This is a genomic window from Streptomyces sp. CG 926, from assembly GCF_003148825.1.
Taxonomy (GTDB): domain Bacteria; phylum Actinomycetota; class Actinomycetes; order Streptomycetales; family Streptomycetaceae; genus Streptomyces.
This window is the reverse complement of record NZ_QGGZ01000015.1, coordinates 173,097-193,255: the sequence shown is the minus strand read 5'-3', so window position 1 is coordinate 193,255 and position 20,159 is coordinate 173,097. Positions and strand designations below refer to the sequence as shown.

General features: G+C 71.5%; 16 protein-coding genes and 1 pseudogene. 9 read left to right on the top strand and 8 right to left on the bottom strand.

Annotated features, from left to right (window positions below):
• Nucleotides 1-56: 56 nt before the first annotated feature.
• The 3 genes from BCL76_RS33440 to BCL76_RS33430 are packed head-to-tail and all read right to left on the bottom strand — an operon-like array spanning nucleotide 57 to nucleotide 3,566.
• Nucleotides 57-998 carry an MFS transporter gene (locus tag BCL76_RS33440; protein ID WP_109783104.1) on the bottom strand — a complete coding sequence of 314 codons (942 nt, stop codon included), beginning with the start codon at nucleotides 996-998 and terminating at the stop codon, nucleotides 57-59.
• Nucleotides 995-2,302 (bottom strand): ATP-grasp domain-containing protein, encoded by a 1,308-nt coding sequence (locus BCL76_RS33435; protein ID WP_181382844.1) that lies wholly within the window; start codon nucleotides 2,300-2,302, stop codon nucleotides 995-997. The genes BCL76_RS33440 and BCL76_RS33435 overlap by 4 nt, the downstream gene beginning before the upstream one ends.
• 4 nt (nucleotides 2,303-2,306) lie before the next feature.
• Entirely contained in the window at nucleotides 2,307-3,566 is a 1,260-nt protein-coding gene (locus tag BCL76_RS33430; RefSeq protein ID WP_181382843.1) for an ATP-grasp domain-containing protein, read from the bottom strand.
• Nucleotides 3,567-3,823: 257 nt separating this feature from the next.
• Between BCL76_RS33430 and BCL76_RS33425 the strand changes: the two genes are divergently transcribed.
• The 5 genes from BCL76_RS33425 to BCL76_RS33405 all read left to right on the top strand — a co-directional run bounded on the left by BCL76_RS33425 (nucleotide 3,824) and on the right by BCL76_RS33405 (nucleotide 7,766).
• Nucleotides 3,824-5,272, top strand: coding sequence for a coproporphyrinogen-III oxidase family protein (locus BCL76_RS33425; protein ID WP_258310054.1), 1,449 nt, complete (start codon nucleotides 3,824-3,826; stop codon nucleotides 5,270-5,272).
• Nucleotides 5,269-6,399, top strand: coding sequence for a DUF1152 domain-containing protein (locus BCL76_RS33420; protein ID WP_109783100.1), 1,131 nt, complete (start codon nucleotides 5,269-5,271; stop codon nucleotides 6,397-6,399). The genes BCL76_RS33425 and BCL76_RS33420 overlap by 4 nt, the downstream gene beginning before the upstream one ends.
• A gap of 82 nt (nucleotides 6,400-6,481) precedes the next feature.
• Nucleotides 6,482-6,886 (top strand): hypothetical protein, encoded by a 405-nt coding sequence (locus BCL76_RS33415; RefSeq protein ID WP_146228478.1) that lies wholly within the window; start codon nucleotides 6,482-6,484, stop codon nucleotides 6,884-6,886.
• A gap of 111 nt (nucleotides 6,887-6,997) precedes the next feature.
• The gene (locus tag BCL76_RS33410; protein ID WP_030759957.1) at nucleotides 6,998-7,198 is read left to right on the top strand and encodes a hypothetical protein; all 201 of its coding nucleotides are present in this window, start codon (nucleotides 6,998-7,000) and stop codon (nucleotides 7,196-7,198) included.
• Between the two features lie 58 nt (nucleotides 7,199-7,256).
• Nucleotides 7,257-7,766, top strand: a complete 510-nt coding sequence (locus tag BCL76_RS33405) for a hypothetical protein (RefSeq protein WP_109783130.1) — start codon at nucleotides 7,257-7,259, stop codon at nucleotides 7,764-7,766.
• Nucleotides 7,767-7,793: 27 nt separating this feature from the next.
• On the opposite strand, the gene BCL76_RS33400 is transcribed toward BCL76_RS33405, so the two are convergent.
• The 3 genes from BCL76_RS33400 to BCL76_RS33390 all read right to left on the bottom strand — a co-directional run bounded on the left by BCL76_RS33400 (nucleotide 7,794) and on the right by BCL76_RS33390 (nucleotide 12,077).
• Nucleotides 7,794-9,491 carry an AMP-binding protein gene (locus BCL76_RS33400; protein ID WP_109783098.1) on the bottom strand — a complete coding sequence of 566 codons (1,698 nt, stop codon included), beginning with the start codon at nucleotides 9,489-9,491 and terminating at the stop codon, nucleotides 7,794-7,796.
• Between the two features lie 98 nt (nucleotides 9,492-9,589).
• On the bottom strand, nucleotides 9,590-10,678 hold the full coding sequence (locus BCL76_RS33395) for an alpha/beta hydrolase (RefSeq protein WP_181382842.1): 1,089 nt from the start codon (nucleotides 10,676-10,678) through the stop codon (nucleotides 9,590-9,592).
• A 148-nt stretch (nucleotides 10,679-10,826) separates the two neighbouring features.
• Entirely contained in the window at nucleotides 10,827-12,077 is a 1,251-nt protein-coding gene (locus BCL76_RS33390; protein WP_109783096.1) for a cytochrome P450, read from the bottom strand.
• Nucleotides 12,078-12,393: 316 nt separating this feature from the next.
• On the opposite strand from BCL76_RS33390, the gene BCL76_RS33385 reads away from it, so the two are divergent.
• Together BCL76_RS33385 and BCL76_RS33380 are read left to right on the top strand one after the other, a co-directional pair.
• On the top strand, nucleotides 12,394-13,956 hold the full coding sequence (locus BCL76_RS33385) for a hypothetical protein (protein ID WP_219934005.1): 1,563 nt from the start codon (nucleotides 12,394-12,396) through the stop codon (nucleotides 13,954-13,956).
• A 539-nt stretch (nucleotides 13,957-14,495) separates the two neighbouring features.
• The gene (locus BCL76_RS33380; RefSeq protein WP_258310053.1) at nucleotides 14,496-15,158 is read left to right on the top strand and encodes a TetR/AcrR family transcriptional regulator; all 663 of its coding nucleotides are present in this window, start codon (nucleotides 14,496-14,498) and stop codon (nucleotides 15,156-15,158) included.
• 218 nt (nucleotides 15,159-15,376) lie between these two features.
• Here the strand turns inward: BCL76_RS33380 and BCL76_RS33375 are convergent, their stop codons facing one another.
• The gene (locus BCL76_RS33375) at nucleotides 15,377-15,850 is read right to left on the bottom strand and encodes a hypothetical protein (RefSeq protein WP_109783094.1); all 474 of its coding nucleotides are present in this window, start codon (nucleotides 15,848-15,850) and stop codon (nucleotides 15,377-15,379) included.
• 115 nt (nucleotides 15,851-15,965) lie between these two features.
• On the opposite strand from BCL76_RS33375, the pseudogene BCL76_RS40150 reads away from it, so the two are divergent.
• Both BCL76_RS40150 and BCL76_RS40145 read left to right on the top strand, forming a co-directional pair.
• Nucleotides 15,966-16,254, top strand: a pseudogene (locus BCL76_RS40150) (GNAT family N-acetyltransferase); the annotation flags it as partial.
• Nucleotides 16,255-16,489: 235 nt separating this feature from the next.
• Complete coding sequence (locus BCL76_RS40145; protein WP_258310052.1) at nucleotides 16,490-17,863, top strand: YcnI family protein; 1,374 nt, start codon at nucleotides 16,490-16,492, stop codon at nucleotides 17,861-17,863.
• Nucleotides 17,864-17,948: 85 nt separating this feature from the next.
• On the opposite strand, the gene BCL76_RS33360 is transcribed toward BCL76_RS40145, so the two are convergent.
• A complete protein-coding gene (locus BCL76_RS33360) occupies nucleotides 17,949-19,907 on the bottom strand; it encodes a copper resistance CopC/CopD family protein (RefSeq protein WP_109783093.1) in 1,959 nt (652 codons plus the stop codon).
• Between the last annotated feature and the right edge of the window lie 252 nt (nucleotides 19,908-20,159).

The following is a 20,159-nucleotide window of genomic DNA, read 5'->3' as shown; positions in this document are numbered from 1 at the left end:
CCGATGCGACAAACTCGCCATCTCCTACCAGGCCGCACTCCACCTCGCCGCCATCCTCATCTGGGCACGGCGATGACCAAAGAGACAGAACCTAGGGCCATGATCAGATATCCGACGGTCACGGCGTGGCGGGGCACCTTGGGCGCCACCTGCGCGGTGACGACCGTCGAACACGCCGAGACGATGACGGTGTTGACGACGAACAGCATGCTCGCCGCCGAGGCGGGGAGCTCCAGGGCGCGGGTGGTGTAGACGGCGACGAGGACGGCGAGGGCGGCTTGCGCGAGGACGTAGGGGATGTTGAGGGCCACCAGCAGGAGGTAGCGGCGGGTGTGGTCGGCCCGGGTCACGAGGGCGCTCGGCGGAGTGCCGTCCGGCTGGGGTGGGGTGGTGGTGAGCGCGGCGAAGCAGGCGGCGGCCAAGAGGTAGGTGGCGGCGTCGACCGCGATCATCCAGCGCAGCGAGCCGTTCCCGAACAGGGTCAGGGCGCCGACCGCGGCGGCGGACCCGGCGGCGAGGCCGACGTTGCGCAGCGAGCCGGTGAAGGCGAACCAGGCGCGCCGTTCTTCGGCTCGGGTGACGTGTGTGATCAGGGTGCGCTGTGCGGTGAAGTACATGTTGATGCCGGCCTGGACGAGGACGTACACGCCGGCGACGTGCCACGGCTCACGGGCGAGCAGGAACAGGGCGAACCCGGCGGCGGAGAGGATGTTCGCCCACACCACGACGCGTCGGGGGCCGACGCGGTCCATGAGGCGTCCGGCGAGGAACGTGACGGGCAGGGCGAGGGCCTGACCGATCGTCATCGCCGCGCCCACCCGCGCCAGGGGCAGGCCTTGGACGTCGGTGAAGTACAGCAGCCCCAGGGGCAGGAGCATGCCGTTGCCGACCGAGTCGATCAGGTTGCCGGTGATGAAGAGGCCGTGCCCGCGCATCGCGGGCAGGCCGAGGCGGTCCGCCGCGGTGCGCGTGCGCCGGGTGTCGGTGGCCGCGCTCACCGGGTCAGCAGGGCGGTGATCTTGCCCATGACCTCGGCCGCGGGGAAGCCGGTGGACTCGTGCAGCTCGGTCAGGGTCTTCACGGTCCGCTCTTCCTCACCCTCCGCGAGGGTGATCACGACGATGTCTCCGTGGGAGGCTCCGTCGATGACCAGCTCGTGGGCGGTGACCACCCTCACCCGTCGGCGGAGTTCGGCGACCACCGCCGACGGGATGCCGTCCCCGGCGAGGAACTCGACTGCCCAGCCCACGCGTTGTGCCGTTCCTTCGGGGACAGGGAGGCCGCGGGCCATGCGGGCGAGGGAGGCGAAGGTGTTGGTGTCGGACGCGGCGCAGGAGAGGGTGGTGGCGCCGCCGATGCGCGGGTTGATCTCCAGGACCACGAACCGGCCGTCCGTGTAGATCATGTCGACGTTCACCGATCCGCGCACTCCCAGGTCTCCGCAGAAGTCCGCCAGGGTGCGGGCCACTTCCGCGAACGCCGTGTCCGCCTCCTCGCGGGGGCCGCACCAGCGCAGGTCGGCGAAGGTGAACACCGGTTCTGCCCCGGCGCGTCCGGTCCAGCACAGGGGAAGGACCTGGTAAGAGCCGGGTTGCCCCACGATGTCCACGCTGCACAGGTCGCCTTCGACGACCTCTTCGACCACCGCCGACACCGCCGACACCGCCCCCGGCAGGGTTCCTGGAAGGGTTCCCGGCACAGCCGGGCCGGGTACGCGGTACGCGTCGAGGTAGGCGTCGAGGTCGGCGGGTGAGCGCAGGGTACGGATGCCCATGCTGGTCGAGTCCCACACGGGCTTGGACATCAGCGGATAGCCGATCCGTTCGGCCTGGGCGCGCAGCGCGTCCCGGTAGCCGGGCACCGGGAGGCCCCGCCCCGCCAGCAGGTCGGAGTCGACACGGAACCCGTCGGGCACCGACAGACCGGCCCGCCTGCAGAGTTGCTTGGTCTCCCACTTGTCCACCAGCAGCATCGTCGCCGCGAGCGGGGTCATGACCGTCGGGATGCCCACGGCGTCCAGCAGGGTCTTGGCCGCGGCGTCCCGTAGCGCGTTCTCGCAGGGCAGCGAGATCGACACCGCCGCGTCCGCCCCCCAGGCGGCGACCGCGTCCGCGAGTTCCCGCGGCGTCACCCCCCGATCGAGTCGTTCCCGGTGGCCGGGGAAGTCTTCGTCCCCGACGGTGCCGCTGGTGTGGAACAGCCCGGCCTCGATCCCGTCGGCCGCGAGCGCGCGCACGGCCTGTTGGACGTAGGGGTCGGCGCGCTGGATGCGTACCGAGCGTAAGAAGGCGATCTTCCGCACCGCTTCAGCCCATTTCCACTCGGGACCGGGCGGCCACCCGCTCGGCCAGCCCGCGCGCCTGATCCGCCGTTTCCGCACGGGCCACCACATGCCCGATCCGGCAGCTCGAATCCGCCGGCTCCGGCACCACCGCGCCGGGGCGCAGGTGCACCTCGCTGTGCGTACCGGGCAGGTCCGGGACGAACACCCGGCGCAGTTCTCCGCCGTGCTCGGGCAGCAGGAAACGGATGGAGGCGGCGTCCGTACGGGAGGGAACGGTGTCGGGGACCAGGCCGAGCACGGCCTGGAGGTGGGCCACGGCCTCGCTCACGCCCGTCGCGGCCTCGACGACCTCGCACAGGTTGTCCCCCGGCAGGCGGGCGCCGGTCTCGATCACGTACGGCGTCTGGGTGCCCGGCGGGATCTTCACCTCCGTGTGCGCGATGCCGTTGCGGACGCCGACGGCGAGCGCCGCCCGCGCCGCGATCTGCTGCACCTTCCTGACCAGCGGCGCGGGCAGACCCGACGGGCAGGTGTGCCCGGTCTCGATGCGGTACCGGCCCTCGGTGGTGTCCTTCGCGACGACCGGCAACGGGTAGGCCACCCCGCCGGAGACCACCGTGTCGCAGGAGTACTCCCCCCCTGGGATGTACTCCTGCAGCAGGACCCGCGTGTCGAGCTCCAGGCCGTGCGGGTGGGCGTGCGTGAACCGCTGGGCTGCGCGGACGGCATCGGCGAGCCGGTCCGGTGCCTCCGCGCCCTCCGGACGCTCCGGACCATCCATGCCGTCCGGGCCGTCGACCACGGACACGCCCCACGAGCCGCCCTGTTCCGCGGGCTTCACCACCAACGGCCGGCCCAGGCCGTGCTCCCGCGCCACCCGGTGCGCCTCGGCGGCGTCGTGCGCGACCGCCCAGCGGGGTGCGGGGATCCCGGCCGCCGCGAACGCCTCCCCCATCTCGATCTTGTTCCTGGCCGCCCACGCGAGCCCGGGATCGTTGCCGGGCAGCCCCATCCGGTCGGCGAGCAGCGCGGCGAGCGGGGTGAACAGCTCGAAACAGGCGGCGACACCGGCGATGGAGTGCTGCCGGCAGAAGGCGGCCATGTCCTCCGACGCCCGTGGAACGTCGGTCAGATCCGTCACGCACACCCCCGCCAGGGCGACCCGCAGCCGGTCCGGGTAGCCCTCGTGGACGTCCTTGTGGGTGGCCGCGTACAGGCGCACCCCCAGCCGGTCGGCCGCCTCGACGAGGAACCGTCCCGCGTTCCCCATCGGCTCGATCACCAGCACTCCCGGCCCGCGCGGGCCCGCCCCGTTTTCCATTCCTCAAGCAAAGCCGCCGGGCAGGGGCTGCGGCTATCGGCCTGACCAACGAAAAGAACTCGCCCCACGGCACGGCCCTTTGGAGCAACTGCCAACGAACCGGCCAGTAGGTGCTGGGTATTTGGTGCGCCCGCCCGATGGAACCGGACAGGCGTCCCGTGATCGGATCACCAGGCCGGGGAAACCCGCGCCGACACCCCGTACGGGAAGGCAACACCGTGACCAGCAGCCTGCACCAGGAGCTCGCCGCCCACATCGATCAGGGCGTCATTCCGCCCTACCAGTACTCGTACCCGCCGCGCTCCACGTACCGTCCGCTCCCGGAAGGCAAGTGGACCGTGCCCGACGTGTGGGCGATGGATCTCGCCAACTACCAGGTCCCCGAGCTCAACCTCTACCTGCACGTCCCCTTCTGCGACCGCAAATGCGGCTTCTGCAACCTCTACACGATCATCAGCACGGACGAGGACGTCTTCGACGCCTACACCGACGCGCTCTGTACCCAGATCCGCGATCACGCGGAGATCATCCAGGCCCGCCGGTTACGCACCATCTACATCGGCGGCGGTACCCCGGCGCTGCTCAAGCCCCGCCACTTCGAGCAGATCTTCGCCACCATCGGCGAGGTCTACCCCAACTGGCGTTCCACGGCCGAGGAGGTCGCCGTGGAAGCCACGCCTTCGTCGATCGCCGACGCGCCCGACGAGTTCAAGGCCCTCATCGACATGGGCCTCACCCGCGCCAACGTCGGCATCCAGTCCCTCGTCCCGCGCGAGATCCGCGAGGCCGGCCGCGGCGGTGAGGACGAGGACGTCATCCGCCGCGCCGTCCGCACCGCCCACGAACTCGGTCTGCCGGACCTGTCCACCGACCTGATCATGGGCTTCGCGGGACAGACCCCCGAGAGCTGGCGGCAGAGCGTGGACGAGCTGGCCGCACTGCGACCCACCACCATCAGCACCTACTTCCTCACGGTGCGGCCGGACGCCTGGTTCTCCAGGACCGGCGCCTACCAGTACATGTGGCAGCCCGAGCTGTACGAGCGCTACGACTACGCCCGCCAGGTGTTCCTCGACCACGGCTACGTCCAGGAGGGCTCCGTCCGCTACAAGAAGCCCGGTCGCGGCGGCTACGTCCAGAAGGTGCTCACCTTCCACGGCGTGCCCCTGCTCGGCCTCGGCGTCGGAGCCCGCTCGTACACCAGCGTGCTCGACTACATGTGCGGCAGCGTGAAGCCTTCGGCGGCCGAGGTCGCCGACTACATCACGCGGGCCAAGAACCACGAGCTGGCGCCCGTCACCGGCTTCGAGCTGACCGACGAGGAGATCGTCCGCAAGCGGCTCGTCCTCGACACGTTCGACCTCGACCTCACGGAGCTCGACCGCTTCGGCTACCAGAAGCACGCCGCCGAGTTCGAACCCGTCCTCGAAGCGGCCGAGTCCAACGGGCTGATCCACCGCCTCGGTCGACGCGTCCAGCTGACTCCCAAGGGCTTCAAGTACCGCGACGTGCTGTCCTGGATGTTCTACTCCGGGTCCGTCAAGGACCTCGACCGCGAGTACTACGAGAACCTCCACGCGGCGAACAAGCGCGCCCGGAAGAACATGGGGGCGACCCCGGTACGGATCACCGGGATCGACCTGCGCGAGCGCGAGGGAGTCGCGTGAGCGATCTGTACATCGCGGCGGGCGGCGGTGGGGACCCCCTCGGCACCCTCATCGCCGCCCGCGCCCTCACGGCCGACCGGGCCGAGCACGCCGACCCGGCCGAGCACACCGCCCCGCTCGACGCGACCCGCGACGCCCCGCTGATCGCCACGTACGCGTGGGAGCGCCCCGAGGTCGACCCGGCCGCGGGCGGCCCCCTGGGGGAACGGGACTTCTACGGGCTCGTCCACGAAGGCGAGGGGGTTCGGGGCGGCGGCTTCGCGGCCTTCACACCGGCCACCCTGGCCCGCCCGCCGGCCGGGTCCACCCTGCCCGCCCTCGCCAGGGACCTGCCTGCCCGGCTGCTCCTCCTCGACCCCGCCCGGGGACTCTCCGCCCTGTCCCGGCAGATCGGATCCATGGCCCGAGCCGCGGGCGGTCGGATCCGCATCGTCGACATCGGCGGCGACATCCTGACCCACGGCGACGAGCCCGGCCTGTGCAGCCCGTTCGGGGACGCCCTCACCCTCGCCGCCTGCCACCTCACCGGCATCCCCACCACCGTCCACGTCGCGGGGCCCGGTCTGGACGGCGAGATCGATGAACGGCCCCTGCTCGAACGCCTCGCCGGACACCGGCCCGTCGTCCCCGACCGGGACGCGGCGACCGCGGCCGCCCGCGCGCTGGCCTGGCATCCCTCCGAGGCGTCCGCGCTGTGGGCCGCGGCCATCCACGGCGCCCGCGGCAGCGTCCGTACCGCCCGCACCGTCATCCACCTCACGGACGCCTCCCCGGGCCTCTACTCCCTGCCGCTCCCCGACGCCATCGCCCACAACCCCGTCGCCCGGGCGCTGGTCGCCGAGCACCCGGCAACCCTGGATGCCGCCGCCGACATCTCCCAGCGGCTCACCGGCATTCCCGGGCTGGAGAGCGAACGGACCCGAACGCCCCAACAGGCCTCGCCCACCGGGAGGATCGCCTTCCTCGACCCGGAAACGGCCGTCAAGGCCCTCCGCGAAGCGGCCGACGGAGCCGACCACATCACACTCCGCCACGCCGCCCGCTCGCTCGGCCTCGCCTGGACGGACATCCCCGCCCTCCGAGCGGTCCTGACCACGGACACCCCCGTCCTGCGCCTCACCCCGTAGCGCCTGCCGCCGCCCCCACACGCACGGCGACATCGGCGCCCCGCCCACGTCAGGTGACACCGACCGTGTGATCATGCTCGGCATGAATGCGGTTGGGGGCGGAGTCCCCTTCGGCGGCGCGGTCGACGCCGTTCGGCAGCACGGGAGCTGGGCCGGCGTGAACCGGGAAGCGTATCGGCGTGAGGTGGACTACCTCGTCCGGTACGCGCACGACGACTGGCTCGGCTTCTCGGTCATCAGCGGATCCGTGGGCAGCATGCTCGGACGTGGTGCCTCGTTCGAGGAGCAGCTGGGGCTGCTCCTGCGGATCGTCTGCGACCTGTACGACGCCGGAGTGCGAGCGGGTGACCTGACGGAGTCGCCGACGAAGCCTTTCCTGGCGTGGCCGGCCGGCAGGGCCGAGGCCCTGGCTCGTATCGCGGCAGAGGTAAGGGCGTCCTGCCGCCTGCCGGACTCCGGTGACATCTGCTGGTTCGCGGCGCCGTGAGGCCGGCGGCGGTACTCGGGTGCCCGCGCCGCGCCGGTACGGCGCGCCCCGGATCGGATGCGGACATGAAAAGATCAATGGCGTAAGTGCCGCATGCTGTGGGGAGTACAGATGTCCGAAGGACTGGTCCTGAAGGTCGCGCAGCTCGAACAGATCTGGGCCGACGCCGAGGCGAAGCTCGACCAGAGGCGCCGCGAAGAGATCGCGGACTACATCGCGCGTGCCAAGCAGGCGCTGAAGGACGGCAATGCGCCGGCAGGGTACGCGGCGGCGGACCGGGCCCTCACGGGACTCAAGACGGCGCGCATCTGACGGCCGGCCGCTCGCGGAGGCGGGCTCGGGTGTCGAACGGCGTGCCACCATGCTGGGCATGGATGCTTCCGACCCGACAGGCATGGCTCATCAGGTGCACCGGCGGTGGCGTGGTCGGGAAGCACCTGACGGGGAGTTCATCGTGTTCGCCGACGGCTCCCTCTCCGTGATGCACCTGGTGCGTCTGTCCCCACCTGATCGGGTCGGCGACGTCCGGGCCGAGCGGTGGCAGTGGGTGGAGCTCCTGCGGGCGACCGAGTGGAGTGCCGGCAACTGGGTGGAGGTCGGCTCCGTGCTCTCCTCGCACCGCCATGCCGGAAGCCGTGCCTGGGCAGGCGAGTCGGCGGATCACGGCAGCATCGGCTGGGTCGCCCTGACCCGCGACGACGACGAAGGCACCTTGGATTGGATCGCGATCTCCAACCGGTCCAATCCCTTCTCCGAGGTCACCTTGGACGAGACGACCGTGACCGCCGTCAGCACCGCGGGCCGTGTCTGGGCCTTCCCCCGACACGCGCCGCAGCAGGTCGAGATCACCGCGGATCCCGCCCACCCGTGGCGTCGTTGACGGACGCGTCGTCCTGGAGGGGCCTGGTCAGGCGCCACCGGCCGTGGCCGTCTCCTCCTCCAGCAGACGGGTCGCCATCGCGCGCATCTCGATCTTGCGAATCTTTCCGGTGACGGTCATCGGGAACTCCTCCACGACATGGACGTAGCGGGGGATCTTGAAGTGGGCGAGCCGCCCCGCGCAGTACGCGCGGACGGCCTGGGCGGTCAGCGGCTCGGCCCCCTCCCGCATCCGGACCCACGCCATCAGCTCCTCCCCGTACTTCGGGTCGGGCACCCCGATGACCTGGACGTCCAGGACGTCGGGGTGGGCGTGCAGGAACTCCTCGATCTCGCGGGGATAGAGGTTCTCGCCTCCCCGGATCACCATGTCCTTGATCCGGCCGGTGATGCTCAGGTAGCCGTCACCGTCCATGACGGCCAGGTCGCCGGTGTGCATCCAGCCTTCCAGGTCGACGGCCTCGGCGGTCTTCTCGGGCTCGCCCCAGTAGCCGAGCATGACCGAGTAGCCCCGGGTGCACAGTTCGCCCGGGGTCCCGCGCGGGACGGTCCGGCCCGACTGCGGATCGACCACCTTGACCTCCAGGTGCGGGCCGACCCGGCCCACCGTGGAGACCCGGCGCTCGACCGAGTCGTCCACACGGGTCTGCGTGGACACGGGCGAGGTCTCCGTCATGCCGTAACAGATGGAGACCTCGGTCATCCCCATCCGTTCGATGACCTCGGTCATCACCTCCACCGGGCAGGGCGAACCCGCCATGATCCCGGTGCGCAGGCTCGACAGGTCGTACCCGTCGAAGCCGGAGTCGGCCAGCTCGGCGATGAACATGGTGGGGACCCCGTACAGGGAGGTGCAGGCCTCCGCCTCCACCGCGGCCAGCGTCGCCGTCGGGTCGAAGGCGGGCGCGGGGATCACCATCGCCGCTCCGTGGCTGGTGCAGGCGAGGTTGCCCATCACCATCCCGAAACAGTGGTAGAAGGGGACGGGGATGCACACCCGGTCCCGCTCGTCGTATCCGCACAGCTCGCCCACGAAGAAGCCGTTGTTGAGGATGTTGTGGTGCGAGAGGGTGGCTCCCTTGGGGAAGCCCGTCGTGCCCGAGGTGTACTGGATGTTGATCGGGTCGTCCGGGCCGAGCGCGGCCCGGGCCCGCGCCAGCGCGGCCGGATCGGCCCCGCGGCCGCGTTCCAGCAGCTCCTCCCACCGCGGCCCGTCGAACAGGACGGTGAACTCCAGCTCCGGGCAGCGCGGCCGGACCTCCTCGATCATCGCCGCGTAGTCGGAGGTCTTGAAGCGCTCGGCCGCGACCAGCAGCCGGATGCCCGACTGCCCGAGCACGTACTCCAGCTCGTGCGAGCGGTACGCCGGGTTCACGGTGACCAGGATCGCCCCGATCTTCGCGGTGGCGTACTGCACGAGCGTCCATTCGGCGCGGTTGGGCGCCCAGATGCCGACCCGGTCGCCCTTGCCGATCCCGAGGTCCAGCAGTCCGAGGGCCAGCGCGTCCACCTCGACGGCCAGCTCCGCGTACGTCCAACGGCGGCCGGCGGCCACGTCCACGAGGGCGTCCCGGTCGGGGAAGCGCCCTACGGTCCGGTCGAGGTTGTCCCCGATCGTCTCGCGGAGCAGCGGGACCTCACGACTCCCGGACGCACGACTCGACGCTGTGGACACACGTACCTCCTGCACTCGCTGCGGCGATGACGGCCAACGCGCGCCACCCATGATCCCCTCCCGGTGGGCCGCGGCACCAGATGCGCGGGGAGCACGGACCGGATACCGCAGGAGGTGAAGGGGACCGAGGAGCCGGACGGGGCGAGGTCCTACTGCGGCTTCGGCCCCTTCATCAGCTTGCTGAGCTGTTCCAGAGCGCCTTCCCGCATGCCCCGGACGTAGTCCCAACCGTTGTGGTCACCGCCCTGGATCTCGTGGATCGAGACCTTGATCGGGCCCTTGGCGAACTGCTGCTGGAACTTCTCCATCCGGTCGCGGCCGCCCTCCTTGGTGCCGTACTGGAAGAGGACGTCCACCTCGGGGCCCTTGGCGGCGATCAGCTTCGGTGCGAGCTTCTCGGGGTTGTTCGCGTCCATCTCCGCCTGGTGGCCCTTCCAGAGCGGGGAGTCCGGGACGATCTCGCCGCCGTTGGCTATGACGGCCCGGAAGCGGTCCGGCTTCTGCAGGAGCTGCTTGAGTCCGACGAAGGCGCCGGAGGAGTTGCCCATGAAGGCCCAGCCGTCGCGGGACTTGTAGGTACGGAAATTGGCGCGGGCGAGGTCGGGTACGTCCTCGCCGATCCAGGTACCCATCTTGGCCTGGCCGGGGATGTCGGAGCCGTCGTAGTAGTACTTGGCGTCCGGGTTGAGGATCGGCATGACCACGATGAACGGGAGGCTCTTACCGGCCGCGGCGCCCTCGGCGATGGCCTTGTGGAGGCCCAGCTTCGGCAGGGTCGCCCAGTAGTTGTCGGCGTTCCCGTTGCCTCCGGGCAGCGCGATCATGACCGGGAAGGCGCTCTTCGCGTACTCCGGGCGGTCGTACTCCTTGGGCGTCCACACCCAGACGCTGCCCTCGAAGCCGGACTTGGCTCCCTTCACCCGGGCCTTGGATATGCGGGTGCCGTCCTCCAGCTTGACCGTCTGCTTGAATTCGGTGAACGGACCGGCGGGGAGGGACACGTCCGGGTCCGCACTCGGCGCGGCGTCCTGCTTCGACGCGCCGGTCTCCTTGTCCTTGCCCGATCCCGTCGAGGGCTTCGCGTAACTGACGGACTCCCCGTTCCCGTCGAACCAGTCGGTCGTCCAGAGGATCGCCCCGGCGCCGGCGCCGGCGAGCAGGACCACGGCCACCGCGGAGCCGATCCACACCTTCTTGCGGGATCGACCGGGCTGCTGCGACTGCGGGTACTCGTGCACGAACTTCGCTCCGAACGGTGGGGCTGCCCTTCGAGCGGGCAGTACGGGTCTTCCGCCTCCTTGGATGTATTTCTCGACCCGTCAGGTTGCAAAAATATGCAACAAATTGTCGTTTAGGTTTCAAGCGGCGAGCCGGCCACCGAGTCCGTCACGCGGGGCGGATGCCGTCGCAGGCGAGGGGCAGGTGGCGGGGGCCGCGCAGCACCGCGTTCCGGCGGTACGGGGGCGGGTCCTGCAACAGCCGGGGGTTCTCCAGCCGACGGGCCAGCTCACTCAGGGCCAACTGGGCCTCCATACGGGCCAGCGGGGCGCCGAAGCAGCTGTGGATGCCGCTGCCCAGACCGAGGTGCTGGATGTCCCCCCGGTCGGGGTCGAAGCGGTCCGGGTTCTCGAACCGCTTCGGGTCTCGGTTCCCGGACGCGAGGATCAGCGAAACCGTGGCGCCCTTGGGGATGTTCACCCCGCCCACCTCGATGTCGGCGAGCGTGCTGCGCCGGGGCAGCAGGTGCACGGGCGGCTCGTAGCGCAGCAGCTCCTCGACGATCGGTACGGACAGCTGCGGGTCCTCGCGCAGCCGCTGGAGCACGTCCGGGTGGCGTAGCAGTGTGAGCATGCCGTTGGTGATCAGGTTGACCGTGGTCTCGTGACCCGCGATCAGCAGCAGCGCGGCGGTGCTGATGATCTCCATGGTGCTCATGGACCCGTCCGGTTCCTCGGCCACGGCCGCCAGTTGCGACAGCATGTCCTCGCCCGGGTTCTTGCGGCGTTCCTCGATCAGCTCGGCCAGGTACATGCCGAGCTCGACCTGCGCGTCGGCCGCGGCCTTGGACGTGGTGCCGGGGGCGGCGTCCGGATCGGGGTCCAGGCTGGCGGCGAGGGTGTCGGCCCAGACGTGGAAGCGGGGCTCGTCCTCGTGCGGCACGCCCAGCAGCCGGCAGATCACCGTCACGGGGAAGGGGTAGGAGAACTGCTCGACCAGGTCGATCCGTTCCAGGGAGCCGCCGTCGGCGATGCCGTCGATGAGACCGGAGACGATGCCACCGAGCTCGCCGCGCATGTCGTGGACCCGGTGCGGGGAATGCGGCGGCCCGAAGGGCCGGTTCGTGATGCGGCGGAGCCGGTCGTGGTCCGGCGGGTCGAGCCTGATGAACACCGGCGGCAGCTTCGACTCGTCGCCTTCGTCCTGCGCCAAGGGGTCGCTCGCCGACAGCGTCAGATTGCGCGGGTCGGAACTGATGCGCGGATCGTGCAGCAGGGCCTGGATCTCGTGGTAGGTGCTGACGACGTACGGCCCGTCCTCGTCATGGAACACCGGCGTCCTGCGCAGCTCCTCGTACAGCGGGTACGGGTCGGCGCGGTTGGCGTAGTCGATGATCTTCCGGAGCATGGCTTGGCTCATGGTGCGCCGCCTCCGTCGTCGTCCTCACGGGTCGTCGGCCGACTCCGGACCCGGTTTTCCCCAGCATGCACGGAGGCTCCGGAGGCTGCCTGCCGGGCGTCGGAACCGCAGGTCACGCCCCCGGACGGACAGGTCGCGCGCGGGGCGACGGCCGGGCCGTGGCGGGCGCCGCCGTGCACACCCTCGACAGCCGGTCGGCCTCTGCCCCATCATTCTTGCACTGACAGTGCAAGGAATTCGACGGGCCCGCGGTGGCCCGCGCTCGCCCCGCGGGGCCCGCCGCGTGCCCACCGGTCGACGGATGAAAGGCCTCCGCATGCGCACGTTCCTCCGCACCCTGGCCGTTCTGGTGGCAGCCGCCATGTCACCGCCCCTCACCGCCGTGCACCCGGCCGGAGCGGTGACCCCGGCGGCCCGGCCCGCCCTGTCCATCCCCGGAGATCCTCGCGGGGCCTGGCTGCCCCCGTTCACCGGTCACGCCGCCACCCCCCGACCGGTCATCGTCCCTGCCGTCCCGCAGCACCCGTTCATGGCCGCCAACGGCTCCAGCAATCTGCACGGCGACGCCTACCAGAGCGACACGCACGAGGGCCCCGGCCCGACCGGCCGCGAGCTCGCCGTACGCAGCAGGCTCCAGGGTGGGCTCTGCGGCTCGGTCACCTTCGACTCCCGGGGCCGGATCGTCACGGTCTGCATGACCCCCGGACTGGCTCCCCGGCTGATGTTGCTCGATCCGGACGACCTCGGGGCCATCGCCTCCCTCACGCTGCCCGGGGCGGCGGGCAGCAGCCCGACGGAAGTCTCCGGGGGCGGCTACTTCTACCTCGATGAGCGCGACCGGGCCGTCGTACCGACGAAGGACGGCACCATCCAGGTCGTGGCCGTCCGGCGCGACGCGCTCGTGACCGAGGCGCGGTACGACCTCAAGGCGGTGATCGGCAGCAGCGGCATCGTGTCCGCGCTCCCCGACTGGGCGGGAAGGATGTGGTTCGTGACCGGGAGCGGCGTGGTCGGCGTCCTCGATCCGGCGACGGGCGCGGTCTCCACCCACACGTTGCCCGGGGAGACGATCGCCAACAGCATCGCGGTCGACGAGTCCGGCGGTGTCTTCGTCGTCAGCGACCACGCCCTCTACCGCTTCGACGCGGCAGCCCAAGGCCGACCCGTCGTCACCTGGCGGGCCGCGTACGACCGGGGTTCGCGACAGAAGCCCGGCCAGCTCGGCCAGGGCAGCGGGACCACGCCCACGCTCATCGGCCCGGCGGACGGCCCGGGCGGAGGGTACGTGGCCATCACCGACAACGCCGACCCGCGGATGAGGGTGCTCGTGATGGCGCGCGGGAAGGCCGGCCCCGAGAAGGTGTGCGAACAGCCGGTCTTCGCCCCGGGGAAGGGCGCCGACGAGAACAGCCTCGTCGCCGTGGGCGGTGACCTCGTCGTGGAGAACAACTACGGCTACGTCGTCGGGGACCACGCGCTCCTGAAGGGGATGCTCGGCGGGCGTCAGGTCGACACCGAACCCGGCCTGGCCCGGGTTCACGTCGACTACACCTCCCGTACGTGCTCGCTCGCCTGGTCCGACGACCACGAACGGGTCCCGAGCGTCGTCAGCAAGGTCTCCCTCGCGACGGGCCTGCTCTACACCTTCACCCACCCGAGCGCCGACGAACTGCGGTCCGCAAGCGGTAAGGGTGCCACGGCGATGCCCGACGCCTGGTACCTGACGGCGCTGGACGTACGGACGGGCGAGCGGGTGTGGAGCCGGCTGGTCGGTTCCGGACCCTTCTTCAACAACCACTACGCGCCGGTGACTCTGGGCAGGGACGGCTCCGCCTATGTCGGCGTCGTCGGGGGCCTCGTCAGGATCACGGACTCCTGACCGGTACGGCCGGACCGCCACTCCCTCGCCCGACCCGCCGTCCGGGTCCGCTGCTGGGCCCGGACGTGTGACAGACACGCGCCCGCCGGTACGGGGCGTGAACCGCGCCCTCCGTCGGCGTTCGCGAGCAGGATGGCGAGGGTGACGATGCGCCGCCGCGCAGGCCACCTTCGCCGCCCCGTCGACGTCGATTCCCGCCACGGCACGGGTCCCATCGGCCCGCGATTCGTGGACACGTACGCAACGGGCCGAACAGGCGCGCCACGCGGCTCCCCGGGACGGTCGCGGCCTGCCACCCGTACGGTCGGCATCGGAACGGCGAGGAGGCGCCCAGCCCCGTACCGCTGGACCCCTGCTGCCCCGCACCCGCCCGCAACAGCCCTGTGGACCGGCCCGGAACAGCCGCTGAGCCGCTTCAACTCTTTCGACCGGCCGACGACTTCGCGCGGGTCACGTACGGCGGGTCTCCGCCCGCGCCGACGCGCCCGCCTTCCCGTTCGTTTGCGACAATGACACCCAGTGAGGTGGGGAGGGGCGCCGTGAACCAGCCGGCTCGACGACCGCGGTCCGAGGACCGCGCCACGGACGGCCGCGCCGAGCGCGGTCGGCAATCCCGGGTGAAGATCGCCGAGGCCGTCCTGTCGCTGCTCGACGAGGGGGAATCCACCTTCCCCGCGGAGCGGGTGGCCGAGCGTGCCGGTGTGTCCCGACGCCTCGTGTTCCACCACTTCGCCGACATGTCCGAGCTGGTGGAGACTGCCATCACCCGTCGGCTGGAGCAACTGATCGAGCAGATCATGCCGCTACCGACCACCGGGCCCCGGGCCACTCGGGTCGCGGCCCTGACGGAACAACGCGCACGGATCCTGGAGTGGATCACACCGGCACAGCTGACCCTGATGCGCCTGGCAACGCCGGGTGACCGCGTCACCGAGGTCACCCGAGAGGTACTGGACCTCGCCCGGGCGCGACTGGCCGAGGTCTTCGCGGAGGAACTCGAACATCTGCCCGCCCCGCGCGGATCCGAAGTCCTCCACGGATTGGACGCGGTGACGACCTGGGGCGCCTGGTACCACTGGCGCAGCAGCGGCCTGAGCGCCGAAGCGGCCGCCCGAACGATGGAGACGGCGGTGCACGCCCTGCTCGCCACCACGGACCGGCCTCCGTCCGGCCACGGGCCGACCCCCGCCCACTCCCGGTAGGACCGTTTCACCTTCACCGGTCAAAGGTGAACCAGCTGGTGCAGTCACGCTCCGACAGTTCCCGCTCCTCCTCCTGCGGCTGCGGCACGGCGGCACACGCCCGTGGACGGTGTCATGGGCGCGGGGCCGGAACCCCTGACAGCGCGCGGGCGCCGTACGTGGGCCGCGCTCTGGGCGGGGAGCACCGGGTGGGCCACCCCGCCTGCTTCCAGAGGTCGTCACGCACGGCCGACGGCGTCAGACCTTCCGTACGCCGCCACGTCGCCACCGGGCGGGTCGGTGTCGGCACGGGCGACCGGGTGTGCCAGGCGGCCGTGCAGCGCCGGACCGCCGACGGTCACCACGACGAACAGGAAGCCGGCCGTGATCAGCGCCGGTTCGGCGGACCACAGCCCCACGAGTTGGTCGACGATCAGGGCTACGGCCACGAGGAGCACCTTGCCCGCCACCAGGCCCAAGAACAGCCGGCGGTCGACGGGAGCCCGCCCGGCGCGGGCGAGCCGGCGACCGAGGAACCGTCCGGCCAGGCTGACGCAAAGCACCACGACGAGGACGCGCAGGGCGTGCTCCCAGGCGGGCATGTCCCCGCCGAGCACCCAGATGCCACCCACTGCCGCGCCTACGGCGGCGTAGGCGGCGGTGCGGCCCGTACTGCTCGGCCGGGAACACGCTTGGTCGCTGTAGACGGACATGTCTCACCTTTCGTGACGGACAGCAAGCAACGCTTACGAAAAAGCACAAAACAACTTGCACTTCGAGTGTCATATCTTTCGCTGCGAATCGTCAAGCCCCGACCTCGGCGACGCCGCCGGATCCTTCTCGTTGCGCCTGTCCGTGCCGGGCGCGGCCTTGGTCGACGCGGCCGGGGTGACGATGGTGAGCGTGGCCGCCACGCACCGTAGGCGGGGGCTGATGACCACGATGACGCGCCGCCGGCTGGACGACGTGCACGAGCGGGGCGAACCGCCGGCCGCGCTGCCGGCCTGCGAAGCGGTGTACGCGGGCCAGGTGGCCGACCCGGCCGGGAATGCCGGCCCGTCGGCCCGGGTGGGAGCGCCTGGCCGTGCTGGAACCCCGGGGCGGCGGCCGAGGTGCGCCTGCCGGTGCGGACGCCGGCCTGCGCGGGCCTCGTCGGCCTTCGGCAACGAGACCGCCCCCTGGTTGCCGCACTCCTGCTGAAGGAGCCGCGGCGAAACTGCTCCGCAATTGACAGTCGGGGCCGGACGGCGGCCGGGTGCGGTGATGATGAGCCCGACATGGCCGAAGCCGCTGCGGGGACGCGCCCATGTCCGCGGCCTTCGAGGTGGGGCGGACGGGGGCTGCGGGCTGCCGTGTTCACGCTGCTCAGCGGCATGTTGGCGATCGTCGGCCATCATCTCGCCTCGGAGGAGCCGGTGTCCTGGCGGCGGGCCGCCGCCGGTTCGTCGGTGGTCCTCGCGCTCTCCTGGCTCGCGGCCCGCCCGCGCCGGCCCGGGTGGTACGTGGTCACGGCCACCGGTCTCGCTCAACTGCTGCTGCATCGCGCCCTGTCCGTACCTCCGGCGGCCGGTGCCCGGCACACCGAGACGCACGGCGGCGCGCTGGAGATCGGACGTACGGCACACCACAGCACGGGGACGATGACGGCGGTCCACTGCCTGGCCGCATGCCTGATGGCCCTGCTCATGCACCGCACGGACCAGGTGCTCGGCCGCCTGCCGGAGACGGTGGGCCGATGGATCCAGGCAGCGGTCGCGGCGGCCGTCGCGGCCTTCGGTGTCCGCAGCCGGTCAGGGGTGCGGACGGGTTCGCGGACCGTGGGCGTGGCGCTCGACGGCTCGGCCGTGCGGCCGATGGTGACGACCATGCTGTGTCACGCGGTGGTGCGTCGGGGGCCTCCGGACCGGTGTGCAGGAGACGTTCCCCTGATCCTGACGGGGCCTTCGGCCGCAGGTCGAGTCCCGTCGCTCGTACCGAGAGGGTTCTCCATCATGACCGGAACACACATGCGTCCCCAGCTCCGCCGGCTGGGTATCGCGGCCGTCGGCGCCCTGGTGGTCGTGGGGGTGGCCGCCGGCCCGGCCGCCGCGCACGCCGAAGTCACGGCCTCCGACCCGCGCGCACTCGCCGAGAACGTGACGCTGTCCTTCTCCTCGGAGGCCGAGTCGGAGACGGCGGGCATCTCGGAGTTGCGGGTGGTGCTGCCGAAGGGCATCGCACCGGACGCCGTCACGCTGAAGGACGCGCCGAAGGAATGGAAACTGACGGCCACGCCGGACGGGTACGCGATCGGCGGCCCGGCGCTGGCGACCGGCACGGACGCCGAGTACAGCGTCACCGTGCGCCAGTTGCCCGACGAGAAGTCCCTGGCCTTCAAGACCCTGGAGACCTACGGCGACGGGAAGGTGGCCCGCTGGATCGAGGTGCCCACCGACGGCGAGAAGGTCGACAACCCCGCCCCTGTGCTGAAGCTCGAAGCGGCGGCCCCCGGTGCCGAGCCGCTCGCCCCCTCGCCGTCCGCGTCGCCGAGCGCGGTCCTTCCCTCCGCACAGCCGCCGGCCGCGGCCGCCTCGGCCGCTCCGGTGGCGGCCGCGAGCGAGCGGGCGACCGGCGAGCAGGCTGCGGGCAGCAGCACCGGGGCCGTCGTGGGCGTGATCGCGGCCGTACTCCTGCTCGCCGCCGCCGGCACCTTCTGGTGGGTACGCCGCAACCGTAGCCAGGCCTGACAGGACCGGTCGGGGCCGGTGTGCGGCGTATGCCGTGCACCGACCCCGACCGCAGGTCCGGCAGGTCCGGCAGGTCCGTAGCGGGTCACCCCGCCACCGACGTGATGCGGACGGTCTCGCGCACGGTGACCTGGTCGATGTCGGTGGTGCGGACCGTGATGTTCAGGGTCCACTCGCCGGGCATCGGCAGCCGGAGGTCGTAGGCGGCCCAGTAGCCCTTCTGGTTCTTGAGCTTGGCGTCGAGCGGGCCGATCCCCAGCTCTTCCTGGGTGAGCGTGAGGCGGAGTTCCGGCACGGAGGCGAGACCGCCGTCGGCGCTGAAGACGACGGCCTCGACCGTGTTCTCCCCGACGCGCCCCGGCGCCAGCGTGATCTGCACCGTGCCCTGGTGATTGGCGGTGCCCATGTCGAAGGGCACCGTGAGCACCTTCACCCCCGGATCCGCCGCGGCGGCCACCGCCGCGGCCCGCTCACCGGCGGCTCGGCTGGGCTGCGTGCCGGTGAGCACGGTGGTGACCACGAGGACCACGACACCGAGTACGGCTTCGACGGTCACCATGCGGCGCAGACCGCGCCGGTAGGTATCGGCCTCGGAAGCCGGCGGCTCCGCGGCGCCTGCGTCGTCGCTGTGGTCGCCGTGGTCGCTGCCGCCGCTGTCGTCGCTCGACGCGTCCCCGGCGGGCGCGTCGGGTGCGGTGTCGAGGTCCGCTCCCGCCGCGGCGGTGGGCGCGCCCACGGTCTGGGCGACCCGCACCCGCTCGGCGGCGGCCGCCCTCGCCCTCTTCCTGATCGGCGACGCCTCGTGGACGAGTCGGGCGGTCCAGCGGCGGGAGAACGAGGCCGCCCACAGCACCAGGACCACGACGGCGACCTTCACCAGGAGGGTCCTGCCGTACACCGTGCCGGCCAGCGCTTCCCACGAACCGACCTGCCGCCAGGACTGGTACACCCCGGTGCCGACCAGTACGGCCACGGCCCTGAAGGCCAGGGTGGAGAAGCGGGCGATCGCGGACGCGGGGATGTCCTGGCTGTCGGGTCCCCGGCGGCGCAGGAGGAGCAGCAGCGTGATCAGGCCGCCCAGCCAGACCCCCATGGCCAGCAGGTGCAGAACGGCGGCGGGCATGGCCAGCACCACCTGCCTACCGGCGGCCGCATGTTCCGCGAAGGCCCAGGTCACCGCCAGGGCCACGGCGAGCGCCGCGGCGGCCGGCCGGACCCCGCTCCCGAGTTCCGGCGGCTGTGCGCCGTCAGCACGGTCGAGCCGTCGGGTCGACCGCTTGAACCACACGGCGGCGACCGCCAGCAGTACGAGCCGTGCCACCAGAGCGCCGCCGGATCTGCCGGTGACGGTCCGGCCCAGCTGGGCCGGGTCGAACGCCGAGGTCACCGAGCCGGCCGTCTCGTAGGGAGCTCGCAGCAGCACCAGGGCCACCGTGGCGGCCGTCAGTGCCACCCACCCGACGGTCAGCAGCCTGCGCACCGGACGTGTCGCGCCCGCGGTGGGCCAACACACGAGGACGAAGGCGGCGGCTCCCACGAGGAGGGCCAGTCCGCTGTAGGCGACGTAGCGAAGGACCCCGTACAGGCGGCCGACCGCCGTCTCGTCCGGTGAGTCGGTCGCCACCACGGCGGCGGTCTCGGACGGCTGCCCGATGGAGAAGACGAACGCGCCGGAGATCGGATGGCCGTCGGCGGATACCACCCGCCATGCCACCGTGTAGGTGCCCTGGGGCAGCTTGCCGGACAGGTCCACCCGTGCGGTGTTGTCCTTGCCGTCCACGTGCTGCGCGGGACGCGGGTTCACGCGCTCGTTCTTCGGCGACAGCACTCTCAGCGAGTCGTCGGAGAAGCTGACCGACTCGGTGAAGGTGAGCGTGACGTGTTGCGGCTCGGTCTTCAGGACACTGCCGTCCGCAGGGTCGGAGCCGCTCAGTCCGGCGTGCGCGGAGGCCGTACTCGCCCCGACGAGGAGCAGGGCGAGTACGGCGGCGACCAGGACCAGGACGGTCAACGGCCTCTTGGTGGGAGGCGATCCACTGGGCATGTAGGCACAGTCTCCGAAGTGGCGGTCGTCGGAGGTGACACCGCCGCCCGGAACTCGGTGGTGCGAGGGAGCTTGTCGGACGGCGTGTGTCACCGGGGGCGACAGGGGCGGACTTTGGCGGGCCGGCTGGTGTGGGTGGAGAGATGTGGACGATAGTGCCGCCGGCCGGGTGACCGAGCCGTTTGAGCAACTTCGGCTAAAGACAGCGTGGAAGGCTCGACTCGGGTCGTTTTCCCTGTACGGGGCCCTTGC